3 protein-coding genes are annotated in these 4,289 nt (G+C 69.2%); all 3 read left to right on the top strand.

Features of this window, described 5'->3' with window-relative positions; translation table 11 throughout:
• A partial coding sequence (locus G3N58_RS33375; protein WP_206001320.1) for a hypothetical protein occupies positions 1 to 181 on the top strand: 181 nt, incomplete at its 5' end.
• 194 nt (positions 182 to 375) lie between these two features.
• Positions 376 to 2,412 carry a serine/threonine-protein kinase gene (locus G3N58_RS33380; protein ID WP_206001321.1) on the top strand — a complete coding sequence of 679 codons (2,037 nt, stop codon included), beginning with the start codon at positions 376 to 378 and terminating at the stop codon, positions 2,410 to 2,412.
• A 45-nt stretch (positions 2,413 to 2,457) separates the two neighbouring features.
• The coding region (locus tag G3N58_RS33385) for an MltA domain-containing protein (protein WP_241017342.1) at positions 2,458 to 4,289 on the top strand (1,832 nt) is incomplete at its 3' end.

Raw genomic sequence — 4,289 nt, forward strand, 5'->3', positions numbered from 1 at the left:
TGTCAACGTCACGACAGCGCGCCGGCCGATACCGCGCACGACGCTGTGTGCCATCCCGCTTGATAAGCCTTGGCGCTCGTTCACTTTAACTTCCTGCAAGAAGGCAAAAGGAAGCGGCTGGGACGGAATGCGCGCACAACCCTCGTGTTGCGCGCCGCGATTTTTTGTTACTACCGTGTAAACGAATCATGCGCGCCGATTTTGAAACAGGGAGCGCGCGCCGCGAGCACCGCCCGGCGCGGTTCGCGCTCGTGCGCCGAGCCGTTTTCAAAAAGCGGCGCGCTGATTCGTCTTCAAGGTGGACGCGCCTGCGCGCGAGGGTGGCGCTCGCGTATGCCGGGCGCGGCCGTCGTCCACTCCAAAGAGCCGAAGCCGATGAGCAGCCCCGACGACAAAACCGTGATCGTGCAACGGCCACCCGCAGCGGACGGTCCGCCGGTCGCAGCCGAAAACGCGGACCCCGATCGTACCGTCGTCACCCGCCCTGCCGCGCAGAGCCCGAACGCGCAACATGCGCTCGCCGCCGGCACCCGGCTCGGCGAGTTCGAGATCGTCGAATTGATCGGCGAAGGCGGTTTCGGCATCGTCTATCTTGCCTACGATACCCAGCTCGGCCGCCACGTCGCGCTCAAGGAATACATTCCGGCCGCGCTGGCTTCGCGGGTCGGCGCGGCCGAAGTGTCGGTCAAGTCGGAGCGCCATGAGGAGACCTTTCGCGCCGGCCTGAAAAGCTTCATCAACGAGGCGCGGCTGCTCGCCCGCTTCGATCATCATTCGCTCGTCAAGGTGTACCGGTTCTGGGAAGCCAACGGCACCGCGTATATGGTGATGCCGTACTACGAAGGCATGACGCTGCGCGACGGCTTGCGCCGCCTGCCCGCGCCCCCCGACGAAGCCTGGCTGCGCGCGCTGCTCGCGCCGCTGATCGAAGCGCTGGCCGTGCTGCATGCGGCGCAGTGCTATCACCGCGACATCGCGCCGGACAACATCATGCTGCTCAAGGGCAGCGGCCGCCCCGTGCTGCTCGACTTCGGCGCGGCGCGGCGGGTGATCGGCGACATGACCCAGGCCTTGACGGTGATCCTGAAGCCCGGCTATGCGCCCATCGAGCAATACGCCGAAGTGGCGGCGCTGAAACAGGGGCCGTGGACCGATGTGTATGCGCTCGCCGCGGTGGTCTATTTCGCGATCGAGGGCAAGACGCCGCCGCCCTCGGTCGGCCGGCTGATGAGCGATACCTATGTGCCGCTCGCCACGACCGCGGCGGGCCGGTATAGCGAGCGGTTTCTGCGCGCGATCGACCACGCGCTCGCGGTGAGCCCCGAGCAGCGTCCGCAAAGCGTTCAGGCACTCGCGAGCGAACTGGGCATTGCGATCGATACGTCCGATGCCGGGCAGGAGGCGCATGACGACACCTCTCGCGCCCCCGTCGATGCGGCGGGCGCCAGCGCGCCAACGGTGCCGCCCGTCACCGTCGCGGCGAAGCGCAGCGAGCCGGCGACGGCGGCCGTCACCGCGACTGGTGCGGACGGTCAACGGAAACGCGCGGTGCTGATCGCGGCGGGAGTGGTTGGCGTCGTTGCACTGGCGGCGGTCGGCACGTGGTTCGCGACGCGCACGCCACCGGCCGCGAGTACTGCTGCGACCACGACAGCGACCACAACCGCGACGGCAACGGCAAGCACCGGGGCTCCCGGTGCAACGACGCCGAAGCCCGTCGACGCCGCGCCGACGACTCCGGCCGATATCGCTCAAAGTCCGGCGACCACGGCCCCCGCGCCGGTCATCGGGAGCACGCCCGCGACGCCACCCGTCAGCGCAACACTGACGCCAACGCCTGCCGCTCCTGCTACACCTAACATTCCTGCCGCATCGGCCGACAGCCTCGCCCCCTACACGCCCGCCGGCGAGCTGGAGCGGATTGCGTCGCTGGCCGATCCCGCGATTCATGTCACCGCCACGCCGAGCAGCGCGACCGCCACGATCGGCAAGGATCATCTGCAATTCAGACTCGCCAGCAATCGGGCCGGTTATGTGTACGTCTTCATGGTCGATCCGGACGGGCAGTACCTGCTGCTGTTTCCAAACGGACTGGACCGCAACAACCGGATCGCCGCCGCTCAGACGCTCTCGCTGCCGCGCGCGAGCTGGCCGATGCTGGCGGGCAATCCGCCGGGGCCGAATCACTTCCTGACGCTGGTCTCGACGACGCCGCGCGATTTCTCCGACGGCGGACTGAAGCCCGCGGCACCGTTCCAGACCTTCCCCGAAGGCGCCCAGCACGCAGCGGCCGCGCGCCGCAGCCCGAGCTACTCGCCGTTCGCGGGCAAGCCGCGCTGCCCGGCCGGCAGCGCGAATTGCACCGGCGAGTTCGGCGCCGCCACATTCACCATCGATGCCGTCAAGCCGTGAGGCTAGCCGCGCGCACGATGTTCGCGATGGCCCGAAGGAGGCCGCATGCAAAAGGTTCCGCTTCTTCTGCTTGCGCTGACCGCCACGCTCGCGGGTTGCGTCAGCAACAATCCTGCGACGAGCGTGGTCCTGGGGGCCACGAGTCATGCGGCGGTGTCGTCGTCGCCGGTCTCGCCGGTCGCAGCGGTATCGACAGGTGAGCAGGCGGCGACGGTATCGGCATCGTCCGCCGCGCAACCCGCGTTGACCGCACCGCCGCTTGCGCAACCCGTCGCGCCGCCGCCGCGCATGCCCGCTGCGGCGATGGCGCCGCCAACGGCACAGGCAACGGCTGCGAGCCCGACCGGCGGCGCGGTCAGCGGCGGCACTACTGGCACTACTGGCACTACTGGCACTACTGGCACTACTGGCACTACTGGCACTACTGGCACCACAACCAGCGGCACCGCCAGCACACCACCCAAACCCGCCCTCGCCAGCGGCTTCGCCACGCGCCACGCGTACTACGAGCCGACCGCGTTCGGCGATCTGCCCGGCTGGGACACCGACGACGTCGCCGCATCCTGGGACGCGTTCCGCCGCAGTTGCCTCGTGCTCGGCGCGCGCAGCGGCTGGTCGGACCCATGCAATGCCGCGCGCGCGGTGGATGCGCGCAACGTCGCGGCCATCCGGCATTTCTTCGAAACGTATTTCAACGCCTATCAGATCCGCAATCCCGACCGCTCGGCCGACGGCACCATGACCGGCTACTACGAGCCCCTGCTCAACGGCAGCCCGCAGTACGGCGGCGCCTACGTCTATCCGCTCTACGGCACGCCGACCGACATGCTCTATCTCGACGCGCGGCGTTTGCCGGACCGCGCGCGCGGCAGCGTGAGCGCGGCGCGCATCGAGGGGCGCAACGTGATCCCGCTCGGCGACGCAACCGGCACGACGAGCGGCGGCGCCAACCCGGCCGGCAATCCGAAGGGCGTCTTTACGCTCGACCTGCGCGACAGCGTGCCGGATATCCGCGACAAGAAGATCCGCCTGCGGCTCGACGGCGAGCGCATCGTGCCGTACTACACCCGAGCCGAGATCGAGCGCGGTGCCTTGAAGGCGCCGGTCCTCGCCTATGTCGACGATCCGGTGATGCTGTATTCGATGCAGTTGCAAGGCGCGGGCAAGGTCCGCATGAGCGACGGCTCGATCCGCCGCTTTGCCTATGCCGAACAGAACGGCCGACCGTTTCTGCCGCCGCTCGCGCACAACGGCAACGCGGCGGCCGGCGCGCGCAAGCTCGTGGTGCGCGGCATGGAGATGCAGGTCGACGTCGGCGACGACGACGCGCCGGCCGCGAGCAACGACGGCGACGCAGCGCCCACCACCGCCGATGACGACGAACCCTCGTCGCCGCTGCTGCGCGGCTTCACACTGGCGACGAGCACGCCGTCGAGCGCGGGCACGATCACGCCGGCCATCGCGGACACCGCCGGCGCGCACAAGCCGGGCAATGCGGCAAGCGCCGCAATCGGTGCAACCGGCGCGCATGACGCGAACGCAACGCGGCCTCGCCCCGTGTTCGCGATCACCGATCCGAGCTATGTGTTCTTCCGCGCGATTCCGGATTCGCCGAATGGTCCGCTGGGCGCGTTGGGCGTGCCGCTGTCGGCGGGACGCTCGGTGGCCGTCGATCCGCGCACCACGCCGCTCGGCGCGCCGGTGTTCGTCTCCACGCGCGACGACCCCGCGGCGCCCGGCGCGGTCAACCGTCTGATGCTGGCGCAGGATTCGGGGGGCGCGATTCAGGGGGCCGTGCGGGCCGACTACTTCTACGGCTTCGGTCAAACCGCGCAGACGCAGGCAAGCCACACCAAGGAACGGCTGCGCATGCGGGT

It is taken from the genome of Paraburkholderia sp. Ac-20342 (genome assembly GCF_017104985.1).
Lineage (GTDB): Bacteria > Pseudomonadota > Gammaproteobacteria > Burkholderiales > Burkholderiaceae > Paraburkholderia.